This window comes from Pseudorhodoferax aquiterrae (assembly GCF_014652235.1).
In the GTDB taxonomy this organism is placed as follows: domain Bacteria; phylum Pseudomonadota; class Gammaproteobacteria; order Burkholderiales; family Burkholderiaceae_C; genus Pseudorhodoferax; species Pseudorhodoferax aquiterrae.
Genome location: NZ_BMYK01000004.1, coordinates 149,844 through 175,390, shown reverse-complemented (window position 1 = coordinate 175,390; position 25,547 = coordinate 149,844). Strand labels below are relative to the sequence as shown.

Annotated in this window: 28 protein-coding genes; 10 read left to right on the top strand and 18 right to left on the bottom strand. The window is 70.1% G+C overall.

Annotated elements, in window-relative coordinates; genetic code table 11:
• Nucleotides 1-10: 10 nt before the first annotated feature.
• Both IE209_RS08765 and pyrE read right to left on the bottom strand, forming a co-directional pair.
• Complete coding sequence (locus tag IE209_RS08765) at nt 11-655, bottom strand: DUF4124 domain-containing protein (RefSeq protein ID WP_229882760.1); 645 nt, start codon at nt 653-655, stop codon at nt 11-13.
• Complete coding sequence (gene pyrE, locus IE209_RS08760) at nt 652-1,368, bottom strand: orotate phosphoribosyltransferase (RefSeq protein WP_189686578.1); 717 nt, start codon at nt 1,366-1,368, stop codon at nt 652-654. Before pyrE ends, IE209_RS08765 begins: the two co-directional genes overlap by 4 nt.
• A gap of 10 nt (nt 1,369-1,378) precedes the next feature.
• Here pyrE and IE209_RS08755 point away from each other — a divergent pair, with 10 nt between their 5' ends.
• Complete coding sequence (locus IE209_RS08755) at nt 1,379-2,170, top strand: exodeoxyribonuclease III (RefSeq protein WP_229882759.1); 792 nt, start codon at nt 1,379-1,381, stop codon at nt 2,168-2,170.
• Nucleotides 2,171-2,210: 40 nt separating this feature from the next.
• Here the strand turns inward: IE209_RS08755 and IE209_RS08750 are convergent, their stop codons facing one another.
• Nucleotides 2,211-3,458, bottom strand: coding sequence for an SGNH/GDSL hydrolase family protein (locus IE209_RS08750; protein WP_189686576.1), 1,248 nt, complete (start codon nt 3,456-3,458; stop codon nt 2,211-2,213).
• 76 nt (nt 3,459-3,534) lie between these two features.
• Here IE209_RS08750 and IE209_RS08745 point away from each other — a divergent pair, with 76 nt between their 5' ends.
• Nucleotides 3,535-4,419, top strand: coding sequence for a LysR family transcriptional regulator (locus IE209_RS08745; RefSeq protein ID WP_189686575.1), 885 nt, complete (start codon nt 3,535-3,537; stop codon nt 4,417-4,419).
• Between the two features lie 61 nt (nt 4,420-4,480).
• Here IE209_RS08745 and IE209_RS08740 read toward each other — a convergent pair whose 3' ends face one another.
• The 15 genes from IE209_RS08740 to atzF form a co-directional block, all read right to left on the bottom strand.
• The gene (locus tag IE209_RS08740) at nt 4,481-5,209 is read right to left on the bottom strand and encodes a GntR family transcriptional regulator (RefSeq protein ID WP_189686574.1); all 729 of its coding nucleotides are present in this window, start codon (nt 5,207-5,209) and stop codon (nt 4,481-4,483) included.
• A gap of 39 nt (nt 5,210-5,248) precedes the next feature.
• Complete coding sequence (locus IE209_RS08735) at nt 5,249-5,944, bottom strand: cysteine hydrolase family protein (RefSeq protein ID WP_189686573.1); 696 nt, start codon at nt 5,942-5,944, stop codon at nt 5,249-5,251.
• Nucleotides 5,945-6,138: 194 nt separating this feature from the next.
• Nucleotides 6,139-7,710, bottom strand: coding sequence for an ABC transporter ATP-binding protein (locus tag IE209_RS08730; protein WP_189686572.1), 1,572 nt, complete (start codon nt 7,708-7,710; stop codon nt 6,139-6,141).
• Nucleotides 7,707-8,399, bottom strand: coding sequence for a biuret amidohydrolase (gene biuH / locus IE209_RS08725; RefSeq protein WP_189686571.1), 693 nt, complete (start codon nt 8,397-8,399; stop codon nt 7,707-7,709). The genes IE209_RS08730 and biuH overlap by 4 nt, the downstream gene beginning before the upstream one ends.
• Nucleotides 8,396-9,397, bottom strand: a complete 1,002-nt coding sequence (locus IE209_RS08720; protein ID WP_189686570.1) for a formamidase — start codon at nt 9,395-9,397, stop codon at nt 8,396-8,398. The genes biuH and IE209_RS08720 overlap by 4 nt, the downstream gene beginning before the upstream one ends.
• A 13-nt stretch (nt 9,398-9,410) precedes the next feature.
• Complete coding sequence (locus tag IE209_RS08715; RefSeq protein ID WP_189686569.1) at nt 9,411-10,331, bottom strand: ABC transporter permease; 921 nt, start codon at nt 10,329-10,331, stop codon at nt 9,411-9,413.
• Entirely contained in the window at nt 10,328-11,431 is a 1,104-nt protein-coding gene (locus tag IE209_RS08710; RefSeq protein WP_189686568.1) for an ABC transporter permease, read from the bottom strand. The genes IE209_RS08715 and IE209_RS08710 overlap by 4 nt, the downstream gene beginning before the upstream one ends.
• Nucleotides 11,432-11,446: 15 nt before the next feature.
• Nucleotides 11,447-12,550, bottom strand: coding sequence for a BMP family ABC transporter substrate-binding protein (locus IE209_RS08705; RefSeq protein ID WP_373305316.1), 1,104 nt, complete (start codon nt 12,548-12,550; stop codon nt 11,447-11,449).
• Nucleotides 12,551-12,686: 136 nt separating this feature from the next.
• Nucleotides 12,687-13,067, bottom strand: coding sequence for an oxalurate catabolism protein HpxZ (hpxZ, locus tag IE209_RS08700; RefSeq protein WP_189686566.1), 381 nt, complete (start codon nt 13,065-13,067; stop codon nt 12,687-12,689).
• 340 nt (nt 13,068-13,407) lie between these two features.
• Nucleotides 13,408-14,829 carry an AtzE family amidohydrolase gene (locus IE209_RS08695; RefSeq protein WP_189686565.1) on the bottom strand — a complete coding sequence of 474 codons (1,422 nt, stop codon included), beginning with the start codon at nt 14,827-14,829 and terminating at the stop codon, nt 13,408-13,410.
• Nucleotides 14,826-15,029 (bottom strand): AtzG-like protein, encoded by a 204-nt coding sequence (locus IE209_RS08690; RefSeq protein WP_189686564.1) that lies wholly within the window; start codon nt 15,027-15,029, stop codon nt 14,826-14,828. Before IE209_RS08690 ends, IE209_RS08695 begins: the two co-directional genes overlap by 4 nt.
• Nucleotides 15,026-15,847 carry an ABC transporter ATP-binding protein gene (locus tag IE209_RS08685; RefSeq protein WP_189686563.1) on the bottom strand — a complete coding sequence of 274 codons (822 nt, stop codon included), beginning with the start codon at nt 15,845-15,847 and terminating at the stop codon, nt 15,026-15,028. Before IE209_RS08685 ends, IE209_RS08690 begins: the two co-directional genes overlap by 4 nt.
• Nucleotides 15,844-16,671 (bottom strand): ABC transporter permease, encoded by an 828-nt coding sequence (locus tag IE209_RS08680; RefSeq protein ID WP_189686562.1) that lies wholly within the window; start codon nt 16,669-16,671, stop codon nt 15,844-15,846. Before IE209_RS08680 ends, IE209_RS08685 begins: the two co-directional genes overlap by 4 nt.
• Before the next feature lie 5 nt (nt 16,672-16,676).
• Nucleotides 16,677-17,678, bottom strand: coding sequence for an ABC transporter substrate-binding protein (locus tag IE209_RS08675; RefSeq protein WP_189686561.1), 1,002 nt, complete (start codon nt 17,676-17,678; stop codon nt 16,677-16,679).
• A 32-nt stretch (nt 17,679-17,710) separates the two neighbouring features.
• Complete coding sequence (gene atzF, locus IE209_RS08670; protein WP_229882758.1) at nt 17,711-19,396, bottom strand: allophanate hydrolase; 1,686 nt, start codon at nt 19,394-19,396, stop codon at nt 17,711-17,713.
• A gap of 129 nt (nt 19,397-19,525) precedes the next feature.
• Between atzF and IE209_RS08665 the strand changes: the two genes are divergently transcribed.
• From IE209_RS08665 to IE209_RS08630, 8 genes are all read left to right on the top strand, one after another.
• A complete protein-coding gene (locus IE209_RS08665) occupies nt 19,526-19,798 on the top strand; it encodes a YlcI/YnfO family protein (protein ID WP_189686559.1) in 273 nt (90 codons plus the stop codon).
• Nucleotides 19,795-20,109, top strand: a complete 315-nt coding sequence (locus IE209_RS08660; protein ID WP_189686558.1) for a type II toxin-antitoxin system RelE/ParE family toxin — start codon at nt 19,795-19,797, stop codon at nt 20,107-20,109. The genes IE209_RS08665 and IE209_RS08660 overlap by 4 nt, the downstream gene beginning before the upstream one ends.
• A 60-nt stretch (nt 20,110-20,169) precedes the next feature.
• Nucleotides 20,170-21,087, top strand: a complete 918-nt coding sequence (locus IE209_RS08655) for a LysR family transcriptional regulator (protein WP_189686557.1) — start codon at nt 20,170-20,172, stop codon at nt 21,085-21,087.
• A gap of 152 nt (nt 21,088-21,239) precedes the next feature.
• A complete protein-coding gene (locus tag IE209_RS08650) occupies nt 21,240-21,623 on the top strand; it encodes a cupin domain-containing protein (RefSeq protein WP_189686556.1) in 384 nt (127 codons plus the stop codon).
• Complete coding sequence (locus tag IE209_RS08645) at nt 21,620-22,429, top strand: putative hydro-lyase (protein ID WP_189686555.1); 810 nt, start codon at nt 21,620-21,622, stop codon at nt 22,427-22,429. The genes IE209_RS08650 and IE209_RS08645 overlap by 4 nt, the downstream gene beginning before the upstream one ends.
• A 43-nt stretch (nt 22,430-22,472) precedes the next feature.
• Nucleotides 22,473-23,528 (top strand): TRAP transporter substrate-binding protein, encoded by a 1,056-nt coding sequence (locus tag IE209_RS08640; protein WP_189686554.1) that lies wholly within the window; start codon nt 22,473-22,475, stop codon nt 23,526-23,528.
• Between the two features lies 1 nt (nt 23,529).
• Entirely contained in the window at nt 23,530-24,144 is a 615-nt protein-coding gene (locus IE209_RS08635; RefSeq protein WP_189686553.1) for a TRAP transporter small permease subunit, read from the top strand.
• The gene (locus IE209_RS08630; protein WP_189686552.1) at nt 24,141-25,535 is read left to right on the top strand and encodes a TRAP transporter large permease; all 1,395 of its coding nucleotides are present in this window, start codon (nt 24,141-24,143) and stop codon (nt 25,533-25,535) included. The genes IE209_RS08635 and IE209_RS08630 overlap by 4 nt, the downstream gene beginning before the upstream one ends.
• Nucleotides 25,536-25,547 lie beyond the last annotated feature (12 nt).

The window sequence follows — 25,547 nt, the reverse complement described above, 5'->3', positions numbered from 1 at the left end:
CCCCTGCCGCTCAGCGCGGCCGGCCGGGCTGCGTCTGCTCGGCCCACAGCACGCGCAGCCGCGCAAGCTCCTCGTCGTAGCGCTCGTTCACACGCTTGCGTTCGGCCTCCTGCTCGGCGATCACGCGCTGCTGCGCGGCCACGCTGGCCTGGTGCTCGTCGAGCAGGCTGCGCAGCTTGGGCGGCAGCTTCTCGGGCGGGGTGTTGGGATAGAACTCCAGTTCGCGGTCCAGCAGCTGGCGCTGCTTGTCCAGCGCCTGCATGCGCTGCTGGGCCAGTGCCAGCACACCATCGACCGGGGCCAACGCGTCGGCGCGCGCGCGGTCGTGCGCGGCCTGGTCACGGTAGCGCGAAAGCATCGCGCGGCTGCGCCGGGCTTCTTCGTTGTGGCGTGCCAATTCCTCGGCCGCCTTGCGTTCGCGCGCCTCGATCTGCGCCCGCTCGCTGGCCGTCAGCGAGGGGCCGACCTCGCGCCGCACGCTGCCGCTCGGGTTGAGCTCCTTCTGCGCGCGGTCGATGCATTCCTTGATGGGCCGGTCCGAGGTGATGCGCCGGCCCTGCCCGTCCACGCAGGTGTAGATGCCCTGCGCCTGCACCAGCATGGCCCAGCCTGCGCCGAGCAGGCCGAGCGCCACGCGGGTGCCCGCACCGGTCACGAGCCGGCGCCCTCCTGCACGCCGTAGCGCTGGCGGTAGGCCAGCACACGGCCATGGTGTTCGGCCAGCGCGGCCTGGCTGCCATCGGCCAGGTACTGCAGCAGGTCCTGCAGCCGGGCGATCGCGCAGACCTGCAGGCCCAGCTGCCCGCGCACGTACTGCACGGCGCTGTGCGGCACGTCGCGGCCGTCCTCTGTCGCCATCTCCTGGCGGTCCAGCGCGATGACCACCGCATGCGGCGTGGCACCGGCCGCGCGGATCATGGCGATGGACTCGCGCACCGCAGTGCCGGCCGACATCACGTCGTCCACCACCAGCACGCGGCCCTTGAGCGGCGCGCCGACCAGCGTGCCGCCCTCGCCGTGGTCCTTGGCTTCCTTGCGGTTGTAGGCGAACGGCAGGTTGCGGCCGCGCCGCGCGAACTCCACGGCCAGCGCGGCGGCCAGCGGAATGCCCTTGTAGGCCGGGCCGAAGACCATGTCGAATTCGGTGCCGCTGGCCTCCAGGGCCGAGGCATAGAATTCCGCGAGCCGGGCCAGCTTGACGCCGTCGTCGAACAGGCCTGCGTTGAAGAAGTACGGGCTCATGCGGCCCGCCTTGGTCTTGAACTCCCCGAAGCGCAGCACACCGGTCTCGACCGCGAAGCGCACGAAGTCCTGGGCCAAGCTATCTTTCTGGCCGGCATCCGCTGCGCCGACCTTGTGTTCCACCATGGGAGCTTCCTTGTTCAAGTTGACCAGCCTGAATCTCAACGGCATCCGTTCGGCCACCACCAAGGGCGTCGAAGCCTGGATCTCGGCAACGGGCCCGGATTGTATTTGTGTACAGGAAGTCAAGGCCCAGCAGGCCGACGTGGCGGGACGTTTCGAGCAGTTGGCCGGCATGCAAGGCTACTTCCACTTTGCGCAGAAGAAGGGCTATTCGGGCGTGGGGATCTACAGCCGGCATGCGCCGAGCGATGTACGGATCGGCTTCGGCGCCCCCGAGTTCGACGACGAAGGCCGCTACCTCGAGCTGCGCTTCGACACGCCCGGCCGCAAGTTTTCGCTGATCAGCTGCTACTTCCCGAGCGGTTCCTCGGGCGAGGAGCGCCAGGCCGCCAAGTTCCGCTTCCTGGACCTGTTCGATCCCTACCTCGTCGCGCTCAAGCGCGAGCGCGAATTCATCCTGTGCGGCGACATCAACATCGCGCACCAGCCCATCGACCTCAAGAACTGGCGCAGCAACCAGAAGAACAGCGGCTTCCTGCCCGAAGAGCGTGCCTGGATGACCAAGCTGCTGTCCGAAACGGGCCTGGTCGACGTCTACCGCCGCCTGCACCCCGAAACCACGAGCGAGTGCTACACGTGGTGGAGCAACCGCGGCCAGGCCTGGGCCAACAACGTGGGGTGGCGGCTGGACTACCACCTGGCCACGCCCGCCATGGCCACGCACGCGCGCAGTGCCGCCGTGTTCAAGGACCAGCGGTTCAGCGACCACGCGCCGCTGACCATCGACTACGACCTCCAGCTCTGAGGCAGCGCGCCCAGGGCCGCCGCGGCGCGCGGAACGCCGCTCATGGCCGCACCTTTTCGGCGGATGGACCGAGCAAGGCATCCAGGTCGATCGCCTCGGCCATGCGCCGGTAGCCGGCGTCGCCCGGATGCAGGTGGTCGCCCGAATCGAGCGCCGGCGCCAGCCGGCCGGGATGGGCAGGGTCGCGCAGCACGGCGTCGAAATCGACCACGGCATCGAACACGCCGGCCTGGCGGATCCATGCGTTCAGCGCCTGGCGCTGCGCCTCCTTGCCCGGGCTGTGGTGCCCCTCCAGAGGCGTGCCCTCCAGCGCACGCTCGAACGGCGGCAGCGTGCCGGCCATCACGCGCACGCCGCGCGCATGCGCCTGCGTGACGAGCTGGCGCAGCCCGGCCTGCAGTTCGGCCAGCGCGGCCGGTGCCTCGTCCGGCGCGAAGGGGCTGCCGGGAAAACCGATGTCGTTGGTGCCGATCAGCACCACGACGGCGCGCACGCCGGGGTGGCCCAGCACATCGCGCTCCAGCCGCGCCAGCGCACTGTCGCCCCAGCCGCCGCGCAGCAGGCGGTTGCCCGCGATGCCGGCATTGAGCACGGCGACGCCGCGCTGTGCCAGCCGCCGCGAGAGATGGTCGGGCCAGCGCTGGTCCGTGCCGATGCCCGAGCCGTTGCCGTCGGTGATGGAGTCGCCCAGCGCGACCACGGTCGCCGGTGCGCGTCCGGTGTCGACCCACAGGCCGGAGACGAAGGCGCGGGTCTGCAGAACCTGCAGGACCGGGGCCGTGCCGTGGCCCACGGCATTGCCCTGCAGCAACAGCGTCTGCTCCTGGGCATCCCAATGGAAGCCTGCGGTCGCGGTGGGCTGCGGCAGGTGGAGATCGACCTCCAGGCGCTCGCCAGCCGCGACGGACAGCACAAGCGGGTCGCTGACCACCCGCGCACCGGCGGGCACGACCGTGCCGTCCTCCCCCTGGAAACGCACCGCGCGCGCCGGCCCGTCACCGACCTGGCGCAGCGCCACCGGCCCCAGCGTGAGCGGTGCGCCACCGTATTCGTTGCTGACGACGATCCGGACACGCTCGCCGCCCAGGCTGCTGCGCAGCGACTGGCGCAGTGTCACGTCGCGCAGGCTGGCCGACATGCCGAGCGGAACGACCCAACCCTCGCCCCACACGGGCTGGGCAGGCGAGAACCAGCTGGGCTGCCATGGCGGCGGCGGCGCGGCGACAGCCGGCCAACCCAGAAGCGCGACGAGCGCAGCGGCGAGGAAGAAGCGGGGAGAGCCTTGCATGGCGCCACTGTGGCCCATGCCATCCGCATCGAGAAGATGGCAAAGTGGAAGCCTCTCCATTCGAAACTGGAATGCCATGGACCGGCTGCGTGCGATGCAGATGTTCGTGAGGGTCGCAGAGCTGGGCAGCCTGTCGGCGGCGGCCCGCTCGCTCTCCACCACCCAACCCACGGCCAGCAAGCTGATCGCCGCGCTGGAGGCCTCGCTGGGCGCGCAGTTGCTCGAGCGCGGGCCCGCGCGCGCGGCGCTGACCGAGGAAGGACTGCGCTTCGCCGACAGCGCGCGGCGCCTGCTCGAGGACTACGAGGAGGCCGTCGCCAAGCTCGACCAGCGCGCCCGCGAGCCGCGCGGCCTGGTGCGCATCGCGGCGCCGGTGGCGCTGGGCGAGCTCCGGCTGCACCCGCTGATGCTGCGCACGCTGCGGCAGTACCCCGAACTGCAGATCGACCTGGTGCTGGAAGACCGTTTCGTCGACCCGGTGGAAGAACGCTTCGACCTCACCGTGCGCATCGGCGGGCCCTTGCCACCCGACCTCGTGGCGCGCGCGCTGGCGACCTGGCCGCGCTACATCGTCGCCTCGCCCGGCTATGTGCAAGCCCACGGCCGGCCCGAAGCGCCGGCGGACCTGGCGCGCCACGGATTCCTGCGCTATCCCGGGTGGAACGACGGTGTGGTGACGCTCAGCCGCGGCCAAGACCGGGTGGACCTGCCGGTCGCCACGCGCTACCGCGTCAACCACGCCGTCGCGCTGCTGGACGCGGTGCGCCAAGGCGCCGGCATCGCGTTCCAGCCCTGCTGGATGGTCAACGCCCTGCTGCAGCGCGGAGAACTGGTGCGCCTGTTGCCCGCGTGGAGCGGGCCGGCACAGCACGCCTGGCTGGTCCATCCGCGGCGCCGCCGCCAGCCGATGCGGGTGCAGCTCATGAAGGACTTGCTGGTCGGCGAGATCCAGGCGTTGTAGCGGCGCCAATCCGTCCCACGGACGATCGCAATGCCCTCGCCGTCGACGCAGGGCACAGGCCTCAGCGCGGCCCGTAGCCGCCCTGGCGCGCCAGGTGCACTTGGTGCAGCGTGATCTTGCGGACCTCGGCCTGGCTGGTCTCGATGTGGGCGCGCATCAGCATCGCGGCTTGGTCGCCGCGCCTGCGCTGCACGGCCTTGAGGATCTTGGCATGCTCGTCGTAGGTGGCGGCGATGCGCAGCTGCTGCGTGAAGTCGAGCCGGCGGATGATGCGAATGCGCTCGGTCACGTCGCGGTGCACACGCGCCATCTCGGCGTTGCCGGCCGCCGCCACGATCTGGCAGTGGAATTCCTCGTCCCATTGCGAAACCTGGGCCATGTCGCTGCTGCGCTCGGCCGGCGGCACCAGCCAGACCGCGGCCAGCGCATCGATGAGCGCATGGTCCACGCGCAGCGCGTCCTCGCAAAGCCGGTGGATGGCCGTGGTCTCCAGCACCATGCGCAGGTCGTAGAGCTGCTCGAACTGGTCGAAGTCGAAGGGCAGCACGCGCCAGCCGGCGCGGAACAGCACCTCGACGAAGCCCTCCTGCTGCAGCCGGAACAGCGCCTGGCGCACGGGGGTGCGCGAGACGCCCAGGCGCTCGCTGATCTCGTTCTCGGTGAACCGGTCGCCCGGCACCAGCTGGAACTCGGCCACATCGCGCTTGAGCTGTTCGTAGACCTCGTCGGCGCGCGAGCGGTAGGCGGAGGCCTGCACGGCCGGGGGCTTCTTGGAGACGGTGGGGGGCACGGAGCGCGTGGGGCCTGGAGGATGGAAAAGGCCGCTACCTTACTCCGAATGCAGGGCCGCCAGCAGCTGCGCGCTGCTGGCCGTCCAGCCGACGATGCCACCCTGGGCCCGGATCATTTCCAGGGCGGCCGCCTTGAATTGCGGAAAGTAGCTCTCGGTGCAGTCCTCCAGGACCAGGCATTCGTAGCCGCGGTCGTTGGCCTCGCGCATGCTGGTCTGCACGCAGACCTCGGTGGTGACGCCCATGAACACCAGCGAACGGATGCCGGCCTGCTGCAGCAGGTTCTGCACGGGTGTGCCGTGGAACATGCCCTTGCCGGGCTTGTCGACCACGATCTCGCCCGGCAGCGGCGCGAGTGCGGGGATGATCTCCACGCCCGGCTCGCCGCTGACCAGCACGCGGCCCATGGGGCCCACGTCGCCGATGCGCAGGCTCGGGTTGCCGCGCAGGCGCTTGGCGGGCGGGCAGTCGCGCAGGTCGGGCCGGTGCGCCTCGCGCGTGTGCAGCACCAGGCCGCCAGCCGCGCGCCAAGCCTGCAGTGTGCGCCGGCAGGCCGGCACGATGGCCTCGAGCAGCGACACGTCGTTGCCCAGACTCGCGCCGAAGCCACCGGGCTCGATGAAGTCGCGCTGCATGTCGATGATGACCAGGGCCGTGGTCGCCAGGTCGAACGGAAAGTCGAACGGCTGGGCCTGCACGGCCAGGCTGCGGATCTCGCGCACGTCGCTTTGCATGTCAGTTCTCCATGGCGCCGGCGCGCCCCTCGCAGGACATGGAACCGGCTTGCCAGCCGCTGCTCCGAAGGCCGCGGAGCAGGCCATGCCAGCGGACGCGGCGCAACGGGCTCTGCCCGGGCGCTCGCGGCGCCCCCTGTAGGGGGGATGGGATTTCTACACGCAGTGAGAAATCCAAACGGGGGGGCGTCATATCAGTGGCCTCCTCCCATGTGGGCGCCCAGCATCTGGCGCTCGGCGCCTGCAGCGGATGTCTCGTAGACGATGCGGCCCTCGCTCATGACCACGATGCGGTCCGACAGCTCCAGCAGCTCGTCCAGGTCTTCGCTGACCAGCAGCACCGCGCCGCCCTTGCCCGCCACCTGCACGATGCGGCCGTGGATCTCGCGCACGGCCGCGAAGTCCAGGCCGAACACGGGGTTGGCCGCGATCAGCACGTTGATGTCGCCGGCCAGCTCGCGCGCCAGCACGGCGCGCTGCACGTTGCCGCCCGACAGGCTCTTGATCGGCGCGCCCTCGCCCTGGGTCTTCACGCCGTATTCCTGGATCCAGGCGCGCGCGCGGCTCCGCCACTGGCCGAAGCGCAGCCAGCCACGGGCCGACAGCGGCGGCGCGTCGTAGTCGCGCAGGGCCATGTTCTCGGCCACCGAGAGATCGCCCACGCAGGCGTTGCGCAGCGGCTCCTCGGGCAGGCTGCGCAGCTTGAGCCGCGTGTTCTCGCTGCGGCGCGCGGCGTAGGGCTCGCCCATCACGGTCACGCTGCCGGCATGGCGCGGGCGCTGGCCGACCAGGGCTTCGACGAGTTCGCGCTGGCCGTTGCCGGAGACGCCGGCCACGCCCAGGATCTCGCCGCTCCGCACGGCCAGGTCCACGCCGTGCACGGCCAGGGTGCCGCGGTCGCCCATGGCGCTCAGGCCCTGCAGCTGCAGCGCCACGCGGGCGCCGGCGGGCACCGCACTGCGTGCGGCAGCGGTGCCGCCCTCGGCGTGCAGCACCTCGGCCGGCGTGGCGGCCTCGCCCATCATGGCCGCCGCCAGACGGGTCGGATCGGTGTCGGCCACGCGGCAGTGGTGCACGGCCTTGCCCCGGCGCAGCACGGTCACGGCGTCGGTGTAGGCCATGACCTCGCGGAACTTGTGCGTGATGATGAGCACCGTGCACTGCCCGCTCTGCGCGAACGCGCGCACATGGCCCAGCACCTCGTCGGCCTCCTGCGGCGTGAGCACCGAGGTCGGCTCGTCCAGGATCAGGAGGCGCGGCTTTAGGTACAGCTGCTTGAGCAGTTCGAGCTTCTGCTTCTCGCCGGCCGCGAGCTCGGCCGGGCGCGCATCGAGGTCCAGCCGGAACGGCGTGGTCGCGAGGAAGGCTTCGAGTTCGGCACGCTTGGCCGTCCAGTCGATCACGGCCGGCGTGTCGCCGCCCGCCAGCAGCAGGTTCTCGGCCACCGTCATGCCGGGCGCCAGCGTGAAGTGCTGGTAGACCATGCCGATGCCCAGCGCGCGCGCGACGATGGGGTTGGCGATGTCGCGCTCGCGCCCGTCGATCAGGATGGCGCCCTCCTCGGCCTGCTGGAAGCCGGCCACGCACTTGACCAGCGTGCTCTTGCCGGCGCCGTTCTCGCCCAGCAGCGCGTGCACGCTGCCGGCGTCCACGCGCATGCTCACATGGTCCATGGCCGTGAAGGCGCCGAAGCGCTTGGTCAGGTGGTAGGTTTCGAGCGCGAGGGCGCCGGTGGCGGGCGCAGCGGCGTTGACCGGGGCAATCATGCCTGCAAGGCCTCGATCAAGGCCCCGGACGTTGCGTGCGCGCCGAACACCCCGCCCTGCATGGTCACCATGTTCAGCGCGGCCTGGTGGTTGGCCGGATCGGTGGCCGCCGTGCAGTCCGACAGCAGCAGGCATTCGAAGCCGCGGTCGTTCGCGTCGCGCATGGTGGTGTGCACGCACACGTCGGTCGTGATGCCGGCCAGGATCAGGTTGACGATGCCGCGCGAGCGCAGCACGAGCTCCAGGTCGGTCGCGTAGAACGAGCCCTTGCCGGGCTTGTCGATGACCACCTCGCCTGGCAGCGGCGCGAGTTCGGGAATGATCTCCCAGCCCGGCTCGCCGCGCACGAGGATGCGGCCGCAGGGCCCCGCGTCGCCGATGCCCAGGCCGCCCTGGCCGATCTGGCGCGAGCGCCAGCGCTTGTTGGCAGCCAGGTCCGACAGGTCCGGCCGATGGCCTTCGCGCGTGTGGAGGATGGTGTAGCCCAGCGGGCGCATGACCGCGAGCAGCCGCTGGATCGGCGCGATGGGGGCCTGCGTGAGCGAGAGGTCGTAACCCATCACGTCCACGTAGCCGCCCTGGCCGCAGAAATCCGTCTGCATGTCGATCACGACGAGCGCCGTGTTGTCGGGGCGCAGGCTGGCGTCGTAGGGCCAAGCGTAGGGGTCGGCGTGCACCTGGCGCGTCATCGCTTGCCTCCCGCATGGCGGCGCGTCGGCGGCGCGAAGCCGCAGGACGTGCCATCGGTCACCTGCACGGTGTCGGCCCAGGGCAGCCGGTAGCGGCCAGCCACCATGTCGTGCATGAAGGTGTAGGGACAGTCCTGCGCACCACCCTGCACCGCCACGTAGCCGCGGTGCCAGAGCTGGTAGGGGTTGTTCTCCACGCCCCAGCCCGCGCGCGCCTCGCGCACGAGGTCGGGCCGCAGTTCGGCCGTGACGATCTCGTCCGGGCGGCCACCGCCCTCGACCATCACCGTGCCGTCGAAGCTGCAGAACATGCCCTCGCCCATGGAGTCGAAGCTGCCGTCGCTGCCGCACATGCAGACGCTAGCCGTGTAGGCCAGGTTCTGGAAGGCGTTGCTCTGGTTGGTGATGCGCCAGGCATGGCGGATCGGCGCGGTGTAGCCGGCGGTGCGCAGGATCACCTCGGCGCCCCTGTACGCGGCCTCGCGCGCCATCTCGGGGAACATGCCGTCGTGGCAGATGATGAGGGCCAGCTTGACGCCGTTGGGCCCCTCGCAGACCGGCACGCCCAGGTTGCCGGGCTCCCAGGGCTCCACCGGCACCCAGGGATGCAGCTTGCGGTAGTACAGCCGGATGGCGCCCTGGTCGTCGATGACGATCCCGCTGTTGTAGGGATTGCCGCCCGGGTTGGCCTCCATGATGGAGAAGCAGCCCCAGATGCGGTGCTCCACGCAAGCGGCCTGGAACGCCGCCACCTCGGGCCCGTCCAGCGTGCACATGATCTGGGGGTTGGTGTCCATGGACAGGCCGTGCAGCGCGTACTCGGGGAACACCACGAGGTCCATGGTCGCCATGTTGCGGCGCGCCTTGCCCACCAGTTCGCAGATGCGCCGCGTCTGCGCCGCGAGGTCCTGCGGCGTCGCGACCACCGGCAGCTGCAGCTGCACCAGGCCCAGCACCACGCCGGCCCTGGACTTGTTCAAACCACCCAATCCACTCATCGCATCGGTCCTTTCATCGCGCAGACGACAGTTCGCCCGGGCTGCCCACGGCCACGCTGCCGGGCCTGCAGGTGACCACGAGGATCAGCAGCGTCAGCACATAGGGCACGGTGTTGAACAGGTGGTAGCCCCAGGAGACGCCGATGGACTGCATGGCCGGACCGATCGCGCCGGCACCGCCGAACAACAGCGCCGCGCCCACGCAGCGCAGCGGGCTCCAGCGCGCGAAGATCACGAGCGCCACGGCGATCAGGCCCTGGCCGCTGGAAATGCCCTCGTTCCAGCTGCCCGGATAGAACAGCGTCAGCGAGGCCCCGCCCAGGCCGGCGATGGCCCCGCCCGCCGCCGTGGCCGCGATGCGGATGCCGTTGACCGAGTAGCCCAGCGCCTTGGTGGCCATGGCCGAGTCGCCGGCCAGTCGCACCAGCAGTCCCCAGCGCGTGCGGCCGAAGGCCCACCACAAGACCACCGCGAGCACGATGCCCACGGGCAGCAGCGCGTTGATCTGCAGCGCCGCCTGCACCACCGGCGAATCGCTCCAGCCCCCGAGCGGGATGGCCGGCAACTGCGGCGCCTGCGGCTGGATCAGCGGCTTGCCCAGGTAGAACGCCAGGCCCATGCCCAGCAGCATCAGCGCGATGCCGGTGGCCACGTCGTTGACGCCCGTCAGCGAGCACAGCACGCCGTGCAGCGTGGCCAGCAGCGCGCCGACCGCCGCACCGACCAGCACGCCGATCCAGGGCGAGCCGCTCCCATAGGCGCCGCCGAAGGCCGCCATGGCCGACAGCACCAGCACGCCCTCCAGCCCCAGGTTGATGCGGCCGGCCTTCTCGGTCAGGCATTCGCCCAGACTCACGAACAGGAAGGGCACGCCCACGCGCAGCGCGCCGCCCACGATGGCGGCGAACAGGGCGAGCCATTGGTCGGAAGTCATGCCAGCGCTCCCTGCAGCTTGCCCGGCGCCGGGCGCTGCTCGAGCTCTTCGTAGGGCCGCGCGAACAGCTTGCACAGCACCACCTTGCCATCGACATGCCGCAGCGCCTCGCTGGCCAGGATCAGCACGAAGGCAATGCCCTGCAGCACCAGCACCGAGGCGTCGGGCAGGCCCACGCGGCGCTGCAGCAAGCTGCCGGCCGCACCGAAGCCGCCGAACAGGATGGCCACCGGGATGATGGCGATGGGGTTGTGCCGTGCCATGAAGGCCACCAGGATGCCGGCGTAGCCGTAGCCCGCGATGATGGAGGCGTTGGCATTGGTGTGTACGGCCGCCACCTCGACTGCACCGGCCAGGCCCGCGCAGGCGCCGCCCAGCGCGCAGGCTCCGAGGATGAGCCGGGACGCCGGCAAGCCCACCAGCTGCGCCGTGCGCGGGTTGCCGCCCACCACACGCACCGAGAAACCCGAGGCCGTGCTGCGCAGCCAGATCCACAAGCCCAGGCAGGCGAGCACGCCGATGGCCAGGCCCCAGTGCACGTCCGAACCCAGCATGCCCGTGATGCGCAGGCCCTCGTCCAGCGGCAGCGTGGAGGGCTTGTTCAGGCTGGCCGGATCGCGCAGCGGTCCTTCCACGAGGTGCTTGAACAAGCCGATGGCCACATAGGCCAGCAGCAGGCTGCTGATGGTCTCGTTGATGCCGCGGTATTGGCGCAGCCAGCCGGCCAGTGCGATCCACAGCGCGCCCAGCACCGCACCGGCCACGCAGACCAGCAGCGTGCCGACGGCATTGGCCGGCAGCGGCACCAGGTAAGGCAATGCGGCGCAGCCCAGCCCGCCCAGCACCAGCGCCCCCTCACCGCCGATCACGACCAGGCCGGCGCGCGCCGGGATGGCCACGCACAGCGCCGTGAGCATCAGCGGCGCGGCGCGCTGCAAGGTGTTCTGCCAGGAGAACCAGTCGCCGAAGGCGCCCTTGAACAGCAGCGTCCAGACCTCCACCGGGTCGACCCCGGCGAAGGCGACGAACAGGCCGAACAGCAGCAGCGCCGCGGCGATCGCGGCGACCGGCAGGCCGATGTCCTTGGCGAGGGAGTTCATGCGGGCTCCGCGGGATCAGAAGCTGCCCTGCACGCCCTCGACCAGGTAGTTCATGCCTTCCAGCGCGAGGTCGGTCTGCTTTTGCACCTGGCCCGCGGCGATGACCTCCTTGCCCTTGTTGTCCTTGAGCGGGCCCTTCCAGATGTCGAACTGGCCGGCCAGCATCTTGGCCTTGGTGTCGTCGGCCTGCTTCTTGGCCGCGTCGGTCACGGCCGGGCCGTAGGCCGACATCTTCACGAAGCCCTCCTTCATGCCGCCACGCAGGAAATTGGGATGCGGCTTGCCCGTGCGGGCCGCGTCGATGATGGTCTTGTAGGCGGTGATCCAGTTCCACTCGGCGCCCGTGAGGTAGGCCTGGGGCGCGAGCTTGGCCTGGCTCGCGTGGTAGCCGCAGACCATCTTGCCGCGTTTGGCGGCGGTCTCCACCACGACCTTGGGCCCGTCCACGTGCATGGTGAACACGTCGCAGCCCTGGTCCGCCAGGCTGTTGGTGGCTTCGGCCTCCTTGACGGCCATGGACCAGTCGCCCGTGAAGATCACGCTGCAGGTGATGCCGGGCTTGACCGAGCGCGCGCCCAAGGTGAAGGCGTTGATGTTGCGCAGCACCTGCGGAATGGGCTTGGCCGCGACGAAGGCGATCTTGCCGCTCTTGCTCAGGTGGCCGGCCACCACACCGTTGAGAAACTGCGCCTCGTCGATGTAGCCGAAGAAGCTGCCCGCGTTCTTGGGGTGCTTGCCCTCGGTCCACATGCCGCCGCAGTGCGAGAAGCGCACGTCCGGGTACTTGGCGGCCAGCGCCAGCAGGTGCGGGTCGAAGTAGCCGAACGAGGTGGGAAACAGCAGCTTGGCGCCGTCCTGCGCGATCATGCCGGTCATGCTCTTCTGCACGGCCGCGGTCTCGGGCACGTTCTCTTCCTCGACCACCTTGATGCCGGGCATCTTCTTGACCTCGGCCGCGGCCTGGGCATGGGCCTGGTTGTAGCCGTAGTCGTCGCGCGGGCCGACGTAGATCACACCGACCGTGAGCGGGGCCTGTGCGGCCGCCAGGCCATGCAGGCCTCCCAGTGCACCGCTGGCGCCCACGGCGGCCAGGGTCTTGAGCGAAGCGCGGCGGTTCATCTTGTCCATGGGGCTGACTCCATTTGCGGTCGGGGTTGGGGCTGCATCAAAGCGGTGCGTCGATCTTGAACTTCCACTTGGATACATGAATGGACGCAAATCGCGTGCCTGCGTTGGCTGGCCGCTGCGCACCGTCTCAGGTCATGAGGCTCACGTGGGCGGACACCACGCGCCAGCCCTCCGGCAGGCGCAGCCAGGTCTGGCTCTGGCGGCCGATGCGCGGGCTGCCTTCGCGCTGGAATTCGATGTTGGTGGTGGCGAAGTCGCGGCCATAGGTGGTGATGGCCGTGCGCGTGACCGTGCGCGCCAGGCCCTGCGACGGGCGGGCGGCGCGGAAGGCCTGGATCTCGTCGTAGCCGTACAGGTTCTCGCCGGCGCCGTAGCGCAGCGTGTGCGGGCTGTTCCAGAACAGTGCGTCCAGCACCTCGACCTTGTTGTGCACGAGGGCGTCTTCGTACTGCGCGAACGCGGCCGTCACTTCGGCCAGCACGTCGGGGAGGTTGATGGCATGGGTCATGTTGTTGTTCAGCAGTGTGTTGCTTGCGATGCGTGCTTCGGTTGCGTGTGGGTCGACGCCACCGGGTGGCCTTCTCCGCGAATGTCCCCCGGCCTGGCGGCCTCCTCCTTTATTTCGCTGCGAAGGCCACCCGATGTCCTCGACCCTGGGCACGTCGCGCCGTGCGGTCCCCTGCGACGCAATGCCCGTGGACCACGGCGATGGCGTGCTCCGCGCAGCGAGATCAAGGAGGAGCCCCGGGCCGCCTGCGGCCCGGGGCGGGAGACATTCGCGGAGCGGAGTACGCCGTCGGCGTGGTGGCGCCCCCACGCCAATGCACCAGGTAACACAACGACGAGCTTCATGGCAGCGACGCCACAGGCGCCCGCACCACACCCAGGCCCTCCAGCGCAGCGGCGGCACGCAGCGCGATGTCTTCGCGCCAAGGCGCGGCGATGAGTTGCACGCCGATGGGCATGCGCGGATGCGCGTCCCAGACCGGCACGCCGCAGACCGGCAGGCCGATGCACGAGATCGGCTGCGTGAGCAGGCCCATGCTGGGGCGCAGGGGCAAGCGGCGCTCGCCCAGCGTCAGCCATTCGGTGCCGATGGGCGTGGCGGCGCAGGGCGTGGACGGCGCCAGCAACAGGTCGAAGTCGCGGAACGCGCGCGCAACCGCCTCGGCGTACAGCCGGCGCACGCGCTGGGCGCGTGCCACCCAGGCGGCAGGCAGCAGCGCACCGGCCAGGAAGCGGTCGCGCGAATGCGGCTCGAAGTCCTGCGCGCGCCGGCGCAGGTCGTCCAGGTGCAGCGAGCCGGCTTCGGCGTTGGTGATCAGAAAGGCCGCGGCGCGGCCCTCCTCCACCAGCGGCAGCGTGACGCGCGTGCCGGCGCCCAGCGCCTCGGCCACGCGGTCGAGGGCGGCCAGCGCCTCGGGCAATGCGTTGTCGCGGAACCAGCCGTCCAGCACACCCACGCGCAGGCCAGCCACGCCCTGGCCCAGCAGCGGCATCACGGGCTCGGCCGCGCGCTGCGCACAGCCCGGATCGCGCAGCGGGCCGGATTCCGGGCCCTGCATGGCGTCGTAGCTCAGCGCCAGATCGCGCACCGAGCGCGCGAACGGGCCCAGGTGGTCCAGGCTGGAGATGAAGGGATAGCTGCCGCTGCGCGGCAGCCGGCCGAAGGTCGGCTTCAAGCCGAACACGCCGCACAGCGACGCGGGCACGCGGATGGAGCCGTTGGTGTCCGAGCCCAGCGTGATCGGCACCTGGCCGGCCGCCACCGCCGCACCCGAGCCGCCCGAGGAGCCGCCGGCCACGCAGTCCAGGTCGTGCGGGTTGCGGCACGGCCCCGCGTGGCTGTTCTCGGTCGTGAAGCCGTAGGCGTACTCGTCCATGTTGAGCGCGCCCACCAGCACGGCGCCGGCCGCCTCCAGGCGCTGCACCAGCACGCCGTCGGCACGGGCGGGGGCGCTGTCGCGTTCGATCTTGGAGCCGGCCAGCGTGCGCAGCCCGGCGATGTCGAACAGGTTCTTGACCGCGAAGGGCACGCCCAGCAGCGGCAGTGCCGACAGGTCGGCACCGGCGGCCACGCGGGCGTCGAGCGCGGCCGCGCGCGCCAGCGCCCGTTCGCGCACCAGGTCGGTGAAGGCGTTCACGCGGCCATCGGTCGCGGCGATGCGGGCCAGGCTGGCCTCGGCCAGCGCCACGGCACCGACCGCGCCCGAACGCACGGCCGCGGCCATGGTGGCTCCGTCGGCCAGCAGCAATTCGGCGGCGGTCATGGCGCGTCCTCGGGCGCGATGGGTGTGAAGTGCACGGCCGTCTCGTCGTGCGGCGCAAGCGGCACGCGCGCCACGGTGTCGGCCATGGCGGACGCGAGCGCGAAGAATTGCAGCACGCCGGGGCGGTGTGCGGGGTCCAGGGCCAGGCCCAGGGCGGACGCCGCGGCGTCCACGTAGGCTTCGGTCTGCTGTGGGGTCAACGCCGCACCTCTCTTTGGAAGATCTCCAGGCTCCGCTTCTTGGCCGCGACGAAGCTCGGCTCCGTCAGCGTGGCCACGGTGCGCGGGCGCGGATCCTCGTAAGGCAAGATCTCTGCCACCCTGGTCGGCCGCTTGGTCAGCAGCAGCACCTGGTCGGCCAGGTAGACGGCCTCCTCCAGGTCGTGCGAGACCAGCAGCATGGTGGTGCCGGTCTGCATGAAGACCTCCTGCAGCTTCTCGCGGATGAAGAGCGTCATCTCGAAATCGAGTGCCGAGAAGGGCTCGTCCAGGAACAGCACCTCCGGCTTGGGCGCCAGCGCGCGCATGATGGAAGCGGTCTGCTGCTGCCCGCCCGAGAGCTCGTAAGGGAAGCGGTTCAGGTCGAACTTCACGTCGAAGCTGGCCACCAGCTCGGCCATGCGCCGGTCCACCTCGGACTTGCTGCGGCCCTCCAGCTTGAGCGGGTAGGCGATGTTGTCGATGGTGCGCATCCACGGAAACATGGCCTCGCGGTAGTTCTGGAACACATAGCCGATCTTGGTGTCCTTGAGCGACTTGCCGTCGAACAGGATCTCGCCCGCGTCGATCGGGATCAGCCCGGCGATCATGTTGATCAGCGTGCTCTTGCCGCAACCGTTGGGGCCGAACACCGAGACGATCTGGTGCTTGGGGATGTCGAGGTCGAAGTTCTCGTACAGCGGCCAGCCCGCGAAGTACTTGGTCAGGCCGCGGATGGTGATGTGGGTGCCGGCCGGTCCCGGCTGGAACGGCGGTTTGGGCACATCGGCGACCACGGGGGCGTTCAGCACGGCACTCATCGTCCACTCCAATGCACGATCTTGCGTTCCAGCACCAGGAACAGGATGTTGAGCGCATAGCCCAGGGCGCCCGCCGCGAGGATGGACGCGTACATGTCGCGCACGTTCATGACCTGCTGCGAATTGATGATGCGGTTTCCGAGGCCCGAATCGGCGCCGATGAACATCTCGGCCACGATCACGATCACGAGCGCCATGGACACGGCCGAGCGCAGGCCCACGAAGCTGGGCTGCAGGCTTTCCCAGACCAGCACGTCCTTGAACACCTGCCAGCGCGTGGCGCCCATGACCCGGGCCGCCATCACGCGCTGCTTGCGCGCGTTGATCACGCCATAGGCGCTGTTGAAGACCACGATCAGCAGCGCGCCGAAGGCCGCGATGGCGACCTTGTTGACGTCGGACACACCGAAGATCATCAGGAACAGCGGGATCAGCGCCGATGATGGCGTGGAGCGGAAGAAGTCGATCAGGAACTCCACGCTGCGGTAGGCCTTCTCGTTGCTGCCCAGCAGCACGCCCAGCGGCATGCCGACGATGGCGGCGATCAGGAAGGCCTGCAGCGTGCGCCAGACCGTGACGGCGAAGTCCGTCAGCAGCGGCCCGCCCCACAGGCCCTTGACGAGCGTGCCCAGCGCATCGAGCGGCGGCGGCAGCAGCAGCGCCTTGATCATGCCCGTGCGCACTGCAAGGTCCCACAGGATGAACAGCACGAGGGGGCCGATGCAGGGCAGCACCTTGTTCCACACCGGTGGCCGGGGCGCACTGGTGCTGGCCTGGACCGCCGGCGGCGTCCAGGGCTTCACGGTGGAGGGCGTCGCGGCCATGGCCGTCAGCCTTTGTAGAGCATGGACTCGACCATCAGTCGCGAAGAGAAGATGCCCTTCTCGCTGAACAGGTCGAAGAACTTCTGGAAGTGCGCGATGTCGGCGGGCTTGAACTCGTCGTACAGCGTGTAGGCGGCCAGCGGCACCTCGCCGGTCAGCGGCCCTTCGATGGCGGTGTAGCCCTTGAGGTACTGGCGCGCCTCGTCGGGCTTGCTGCGCACGTAGGCCACGCCCTTGGCATAGGCCGCGATGAACTTCCTGGCCTCGGCCGGGTTCTTCTTGATGAAGGCCGAGGTCAGCGAGGCGGAGCCGCCGAACCAGGGCGCCATCGGGTCGCCCAGCACGTACTTGGCGATCACGCCGGACTCCAGCACGCGGGTGGTGCCGTTCATGCGGCCGATGGTGCCCGTGGGCTCCAGCGTGTAGCAGCCGTCCAGCTGGCCGGCGGCCAGGGCCGCCACATGCTGGCCGATCGGCAGCTCGACCACCGTGGCGCCCGTGGCACCGCCGCGTTCCAGCACGGTCTTGGCCAGCGTGACGTTCTGGATGCCGGGGCCCGAGCCCACGCGTTTGCCCTTGAGATCGGCCATCGTCTTGGCCGTGCTGCCGGCCGGCACGATGACCTGGTCCAGCACGTTCTTGGCGTTGCTGGGGTTGGAGCAGAAGATCTTGAAACTGCCCGGCGCGGCGATCTCGCCGATGGCGATGTTGGCCGAGCCCGTGCCGTTGGCACTGCCGTCGGCGCGGTCGGACAGCATGCCCTCCATGACCTGCTGGGCGCCCGCGAACTTGAGCGCCTCCACGTTCAGACCGGCCTCCTTGAAGTAGCCCAGCTCCACGGCCGCATAGAACGGCAGGCCGGCCGCGATGGGCCAGTAGCCGATGCGGATCTTGGGGCCGGCCTGGGCGTGCACGGCCAGCGGCGCGCCGAGCGCGGCCAGCGCGGCCGAGGCACCGGCCGTCTGGAGCAGGCGGCGACGGGACGGGGTGAGAGGTCGGTTCAGCATGGTGCTCTCCTGCAAAGGCAATGGGTCAAGGATCAGGCGGTGGCACGGTCGCGCAGGAACGCGCGCCAGCCGCCGAAGTGGCTGATGTCCTGCGCGCCTTCCAGCGCCAGGGGTTCGCAGACGAAGCCCTGGGCCTGGCTGCCGTCGGCCAAGGACAAGGTGCCGATGCCCAGCGGCGGCGGGATCAGCGCGACGAAGCTGCCGTAGGCCGTGGCCGGCATGCGCCAGACCTCCACCGCGATGCGCGCGCCGCGGCCCGGCGCCACGCGCAGCAGGCCGGGCTTGGGCGGCACCGTGCCGGGCAGCGCGAACAGCCGGTAGTCGGGCGCGGTCTCGTCGGCACGCAGCAGCACCGCACCGCGCTCGGTCAGCTGGCTGTTGAGCGGCAGGCCGGACAGGTGGGCGCCGACGACGACCACGTCGACGGTGGCGGCCGGCTGCAGCGCGGCGATCGGCACGGGCGGCGGCAGCGGCAGGCCGGTCGCGCCCAGCGTCAGCCCGGTGGCATGGTGGTAACGCTGGCCCAGATCGGCCAGCTGCCAGTCGCTGCCGGCCGGGCCGATCAGCGTGATGCCGAAGGGCAGGCCATCGGGCCGCAGGCTGCTGGGCACGGAGATCGCGGCATAGTCCAGCAGGTTGACGAAGTTGGTGTAGGCGCCCAGGTTGCGGTTCAGCGCCACCGGGTCGGCCTGCATCTGCGCCACGGTGTAGTGCGTGGGCGCGGTGGGCACCAGCAGCACGTCGATGCCATCCCACATCGCGGCGGCCTGCTGGCCGAAGGCGCGCAGTCGGGTCTGGGCGTCGACGAGGTCGGCCGCGCTGTAGCCCTTGCCGGCCAAGAGGATGCTGCGCACGGGCTCGACGATCTGGTCGTCGTGCGCGTCGACGAAGCCGCGCACGGCGGCGTAGCGCTCGGCAACGAGCGCGCTCTCGTAGAGCAGCGCAGCGGCGCCGGCCAGCGGTGCGTAGTCGATGGCCACCGGCGTGCCACCCAGCGCGCGCAGGCGTTCGACGGCTTCGGCGAAGGCCTGCTCGGCCAGCGCGTCGCCGCAGAACGCCAGCGGCGCCGGCACGCCGAAGCGGAACGCGGCCGGCAGCGGCGTGGTGGCCATGGCCAGGCGGCGCGCATAGGGGTCTTCGGCGTCGTGGCCCTGGGCCACGGCCAGCACGCGGGCCGCCACGTCCACCGTGCGCGCGAAGATGGAGACGCAGTCCACGCTCTGCGCAGCGGGCACCACGCCGCGCGCACTGATGAGGCCCTTGCTGGGCTTGATCCCCACGATGTTGTTGAGGCCGGCCGGCACGCGGCCCGAGCCGGCCGTGTCGGTGCCGAGCGCGAAGTCGGCCTCGCCCGTCGCCACCACGTAGGCCGAGCCCGAGCTGGAGCCGCCCGACACATAGGCCGGGTCGATGGCATTGGGCACCGCACCGTAGGGCGAGCGTGTGCCGTTCAGCCCACAGGCGAACTGGTCCAGGTTGGTCTTGCCCAAGAGGGCTGCACCGGCATCGAGCAGGCGCTGCACCACGCTGGCGTGCCGCGCAGGCTCGTAGGCGAAGGCCGGGCAGGCGGCCGTGGTGGCGAAGCCGGCCGCGTCGATGTTGTCCTTGGCCGCGAAGCGCAGGCCCGCCAGCGGGCCGCTGGTGGCGGTCTGCACGGGCCGTTCGGCGCGCGAGATCCAGGCGTTCTCGGGCCAGGCGTCGGCAACAGAGGAAGGCATCTTGAGTTGCACCACTTTGAGGCATCCAATCATGTGTACATGATGAGATGCAAGCAACGTGCCATTGGGTGGCCTCCGAATGACCGTGCGCCGGGTGTCATTGCAATCCAAACGCAATACACTGAGTCCATGAAAACCGCCGTCATTCCCCAGGTGCGCGTGGACCCCGGCCTGCGCGCCCAGCTCGAGGCCGTGCTGGGACCGGACGAAACGCTGTCGGAGTTCGTCGAAGCCTCCGTGCGCCGTGCCGTCGAGGTGCGACAGGCCCAGACCGATTTTCTTGCGCGCGGGCAGGTGGCCTGGGAGAACTTTCAGCGCACCGGCGAGGCCGTGCCGGCAGCGCGGGTCCTCGGCAAGCTGCAGGCCCGGCTGGATGCCAGACGCAAGCAATTGGGCCCATGAGCTTCGAGGTGCTGTTCAGCCCGCAGGCTGACGAGGATCTGGCGCGCCTCTTCGACTTTTTGCTGGACAGCGCCCAGACCCTGGAAGACCTGGCCCGGGCCGACGCCGCGCTGCAGGCTGTCCGGTCGGCCGTGCTGGACCGCCTGGGCACCACGCCCTACATCTTCCGCAAGGTGGGCGCCAGCCCAACCCGGCGCGAGTTGATCATCCCCTTCGGCGCCACGGGCTACGTGGCCCTGTACGAGATTGCGAGCGCCTCGCGCGAGGTCGTGCTGGCGGTCCGGCACCAACGCGAAGAGGACTACCACTGACAAGCCGGTGGACACGTTCCGCTAAGCTCGGCGCCCCTCCCCCGCCACGCCACCGCCGCCATGAACGTGCGTTTCCTCGAAGCCTTCGTCTGGGTGGCCAAGCTCGGCAGCTTCAAGGCTGCGGCCGAGAAGCTGCACACCACGCAGGCCGGCATCTCCAGCCGCATCGCCACGCTCGAGGAGCAGTTCGGCGTGCGCCTGTTCGAGCGCGAGCACCGCGGCGTGATGCTGACCTGGCACGGCACCGAGCTCATGCCGCATGCCGAGCGCATGATCGAGCTGCAGGCCCGCATGATGGCCGCCATGGGCCAGCCTGAGGCCTTCTCGGGCATGCTGCGCATCGGCGTGATCGAGACCATCGCCCACACCTGGTTGCCCGCGCTGCTCTCGCGCTTCGCCGAGCGCTACCCCAACGCCACGCTGGAGCTGATCTCCGACACCACGCCGCGCCTGCGCGACGAACTGCTGCGCGGCACGCTGGACTGCGCCATCCTGTCCGAGGAGATCACGCAGGGCTTCATCGACAACCGGCGCCTGGCCAACTTCGCGATGGGCTGGGTGGCCAGCCCGGCACGCGCGCTGACCTTTCCCACGCGCACACAGCTCTCGTTCGCCGACATCGCGCAGCATCCCATCATCTCGTTCCACCGCGAGTCCAGCGTGTACCGCAACATCGCGCAGAACACGGCCGGCTGCGCCAACCTGCGCGTGAGCTACTTCTCCTCGCTGGGCGCGATGGTGGACATGGCGCGCTCGGGCTTCGGTGCCGCGCTGCTGCCCATCGGCGCGATCCAGCAGGATCTGGAGCAGGGCCGCCTCGTGCTGCTGGACGTGACCCCGCTGCCCGCGCCGCTGCCGCTGGTGGCCAGCTTCCGCATGGAGCCGGCCTCGCCCATGGCCGAGGCGCTGGTGGCCATGGCGCAATCGGCCAGCGACGATTTCGTCGCAGCGAGCCGGCCGGACATCCTCGCGGCGTAGGGCGCCAGGGTATTCCCGCACCCGGCGGGTGCAGCTTCGGCCCCAGCCTGGGGCGCGCCATGCGCCAGCCTTGTGCCATCACCAAATCTGTTGGACCGGCACAAGAATTTCCCGTTTGACCCGGGTGGGGGGCGCGACAACACTGCGCCCCCATGCCGACATCCCTGCCCAAACGACACCGCGAGTTCTTCGCCATCGACCGCAGCGACGCGGCCTGGACGCCCGTTCCCTGCAGCGCCGGCCGCATCGAAGAGACCGTGCTGGCCGACAACTTCGACCCCGCCACCGGCACCGGTTCGCGCACGCGGCTGGCCCGCTGGTCGGCCGGCGCGCTGATAGCCCGCCCCGTCGTGCACGACTTCCACGAGGAGGTCTTCATCGTCGAGGGCGACTTCGTGGTCGGCTGCGACGCCGAGGGCCAAGGCGGCGAAAGCTTCGGCGCCTACACCTTCGCCTGCCGCCCGCCCGGCGCGCTGCACGGCCCGTTCACGACGCGCGGCGGTTGCGTGCTGTTCGAAATCCAGTACTACGCATGACCCGGCCCCGCTCCGACCTCGCGCGCCTGGCCCCCGACGGCCGCGCCGCACGCCAGCTCATGCGCAGCGGCGCCTACAACGGCCACACGGCCGGCATGGCGCCCGGCCACGTGCAGGCCAACCTGGCCATCCTGCCGCGCCGCGAGGCCGACGACTTCCTGCGCTTTTGCCAGCGCAACCCCAAGCCCTGTCCCCTGCTCGCGGTCACCGAACCCGGCGACCCGCTGCTGCCCGCGCTGGGCGATGGCCTGGACCTGCGCAGCGATCTGCCACGCTACCGCGTCTGGCGCGATGGCGACCTCGTGGACGAGGTGGACGACATCGCGGCGCTCTGGCGCGACGACCTGGTCGGCTTCGCGATCGGCTGCTCGTTCTCGTTCGAGGAGGCACTGCTGCAGGCCGGCGTGCCGCTGCGCCATGTGGCCGAGGGCCGCAACGTGGCCATGTACCGCACCAGCCTGCCGACCACGCCGGCGGGCAGGTTCCACGGCCCCATGGTGGTGTCCATGCGGCCCATGAAGGCGGCGGACGCGATCCGCGCCGTGCAGGTCACCTCGCGCTTTCCGCAGGTGCACGGCGCGCCCGTGCACATCGGCGACCCGGCCCTGATCGGCATCGCCGACCTGGCCCGCCCCGACTTCGGCGATGCCGTGGCCGTGGCCGACGACGAGCTGCCCGTGTTCTGGGCCTGCGGCGTGACGCCGCAGTCCGTGGTGATGGCGGCACGGCCCGCTTTCTGCATCACGCACGCACCCGGCTGCATGCTCGTGACCGATCTGCTGAACCACCGCATCGCCAGTTTCTGACCCTCCCCTCCCCGCCCCGTCCCATCCCTTCCAAGGAGCGCCCATGCAAGCCCCGTTCACACTTCTCTGCGCCACCACGCTCGCGCTGACCGCCACGCTGGCCGTAGCCCAACCGAAGATCGCCGTCCAGGCCATCACCCAGGTCGCGCCCAACCTGCCGCAGTACACCAAGGTCGACCAGCCGCTGCTGCGCGACGGCATGGCCAAGGCCACGGGCGGCCGCGTGGAAATCACGCTGTCGTCCTGGCCCGAGCGCAATGTCAACGGCCCCGAGGTGCTGCGCCTGGTGCGTTCGGGCCAGGTCGACATCGCGGCCGGGCCGCTGACCACGGTTTCAGGCGACGTGCCCATGCTGGACGGCGTGGACCTGGCCGGCATGAACATCGACATCAAGCAGGCCCGCAAGGTGGCCGACGCCATGGGGCCGGTGGCCAACAAGGAACTCGAGCGCCTGGGCATCAAGCTCGTCGCCACCTACCCGTTCTCGGGCCAGATGCTGTTCTGCCGCAAGCCCATCACGGGCCTGGAAGACTTGAAGGGCCTGAAGGTGCGCACCAACGGTCCCTCGGCCTCGGACCTGATCAAGTCCTACGGCGGCCAGCCCGTCTCGCTGGCCTTCGGCGAGGTCTATACGGCGCTGGAGCGCGGCACGGTGGACTGCGGCATCACGGGCTCGGGCTCGGGCAACGGCGTCAAGTGGCCCGAGGTCACGACGCACCTGTACACCATGCCCGTGTCCTGGTCCACGGCCGGCTACTTCGTCAACCTCGGCTGGTGGAACAAGCTCGACCCGGCCATCCGCACGCAGTTCGAGAAGACCTTCTCCGAGGTGCAGGAAGCCCAATGGTCGCTGGGCGTGGAAGCCACCGAGGACGGCATCGCCTGCAATGTGGGCCGCGCCGAGGGCTGCAGGATGCACGCGCTCATGAAGAAGCCCATGGCCGAGGTCAAGCCAGCCGCCAACGTCGCCGCCTCGCTGCAGCAGCACCTGGCCGGCGAGGTGCTGCCGGGCTGGATCAAGCGCTGCGGTGGCCGCTGCGAGGGCGTCTACAACGACGTGATCGCACCCATCACCGGCATCAAGTACACGGCGAAGTGACATGTTCCGCGCGCTCGAATGGCTGAGCCGCCGCGCGATGACCGTCGCCGGCTGGTGCTACCTCTTGATCACCGCCCTGATCTGCTTCGACATCCTGGCCCGGCGGCTGTTGGGCTTTTCCACCGAGGCCACGGCCGAGCTGACCGGCTACCTGATGGCGGTGGGCATGAGCTGGGGCCTGGCGGGCACGCTGTTCGAGCGCGGCCATGTGCGCATCGACGTGCTGGTGCAAAAGCTGCCGCTGAAGGTCCGCGTCTGGCTGCACCTGGCCTCGCTCGCGGCGCTGCTGGTGGCCACGGGCTTCTTCGTCTACGGCGCGTTCTCGCTGGCCAAGGACTCCTGGGACTTCGGCTCCACCGACCTGTCGGCCATGCACACGCCGCTGGCCATCCCCCAGGGCCTGTGGGCCGCGGGCCTGGCCTTGCTGCTGCTGGCCGGTCTGGCCATCGGTGCGCGCGCCGTGCGCCAGCTGGCCACGGGTGACGCCGACGGCATGGACCGCATGCTGATGGCACGCACCTACGTCGACGAGGCCGCCGAGACCCTGGAGGCCGTGGCCGACGCCCAGCAGGGCATGGACACACCACCCGCCACCGCCCGGAGGGCCGCCGCATGATCGCCATCGTCTTCATCGTCGCCATCGGCCTCTTGATCGGCGGTGCCTCGCTGTTCGGCGTGCAGGTGCCGGCCTCCACCGCGGCCGCCGTGCCCTGGTGGGCGCTGGCCAGCGTGCTGGCGGCCTTCATCGGCTTCTTCGCCGGTGGCATCTACGTGGGGGCCGCGCTCGCGCTGCTGTCGCTGCTGGCGGGCTTCGGCCTGTCGGACCGGCCGTTCTGGAACTTCATCGGCGAGATGATCTGGAACCCCTCGACCAACTTCGTGCTGGTCTCGGTGCCGCTGTTCCTGCTGATGGGCGAGATCATGCTGCGCGCGGGCCTCTCGGAGCGCCTGTACCGCGCGATGAACGTCTGGATGGGCCGGCTGCCTGGCGGGCTGTTGCACACCAACATCGTGTCCTGCGGTGTGTTCTCGGCCGTGGCCGGCTCCAGCGTGGCGACGGCGGCGACCATGGGCTCGGTGGCGCTGCCCTACTTCGAGAAGAGCCACTATCCGCCCAAGCTGGTGCTGGGCTCGCTGGCGGCCGGCGGCGCCTTGGGCAACCTGATCCCGCCCGGCATCACCTTCATCATCTACGGCCTGTTGACCGAGACCTCGGTGGGCGCGCTGTACCTGGCCGCGGTGGGCCCCAGCATCCTGGTGATCGCCCTCTTCATCGCGGTGATCCTGTACTACAGCTGGAAGCTCAAGCTGCATGGCGACGCCGGTGGCGCCAGGCCGACGGCGGCCCAGCGCCTGGCCAGCCTGTCGGACCTGGTGCCCACGGCCCTCTTGATCGCGCTGGTGCTGGGCACGATCTACGCGGGCTGGGCCACGCCCACGGAGTCGGCCGCACTCGGCGTGGCCGGCAGCCTGGTGCTGGCCCTGGTGGACCGCAAGCTGAAATGGAAGATGCTGGCCGAGTCCATGCACGCCACGGCACGCACCACGTCCATGATCGCGCTGATCCTGTTCGGTGCCTACTTCCTGAACTACATCCTGTCCTCCCTGGGCATCCCGCAGATGCTGGCCAAGTTCCTGACCGAACTGCCGTTCCCGGGCTGGGTGGTGATGCTGGTGATCATCGGCTTCTACATCGCCATGGGCACCTTCATGGAAGGCATGGCCATGGTCATCACCACGATCCCGCTGGTGTTCCCGGTCGTCACGGCCCTGGGCTACGACCCGATCTGGTTCGGCGTGGTCATCACCATGCTGGTGGAGATCGCCATGATCAGCCCGCCCGACGGCACCGTGCTCTACGTGCTGCAGGGCATGCGGCGCCAGCCCGGCCCCATCACCGACGTGTTCTCCGGCGTCATGCCCTTCATGCTCGTCTACATGCTGGCCATCGTCGTGCTGATGGTCTTTCCCGCCATCGCGCTGTGGCTCCCTTCCATCGCGATGTAAACCGCGCTTCCC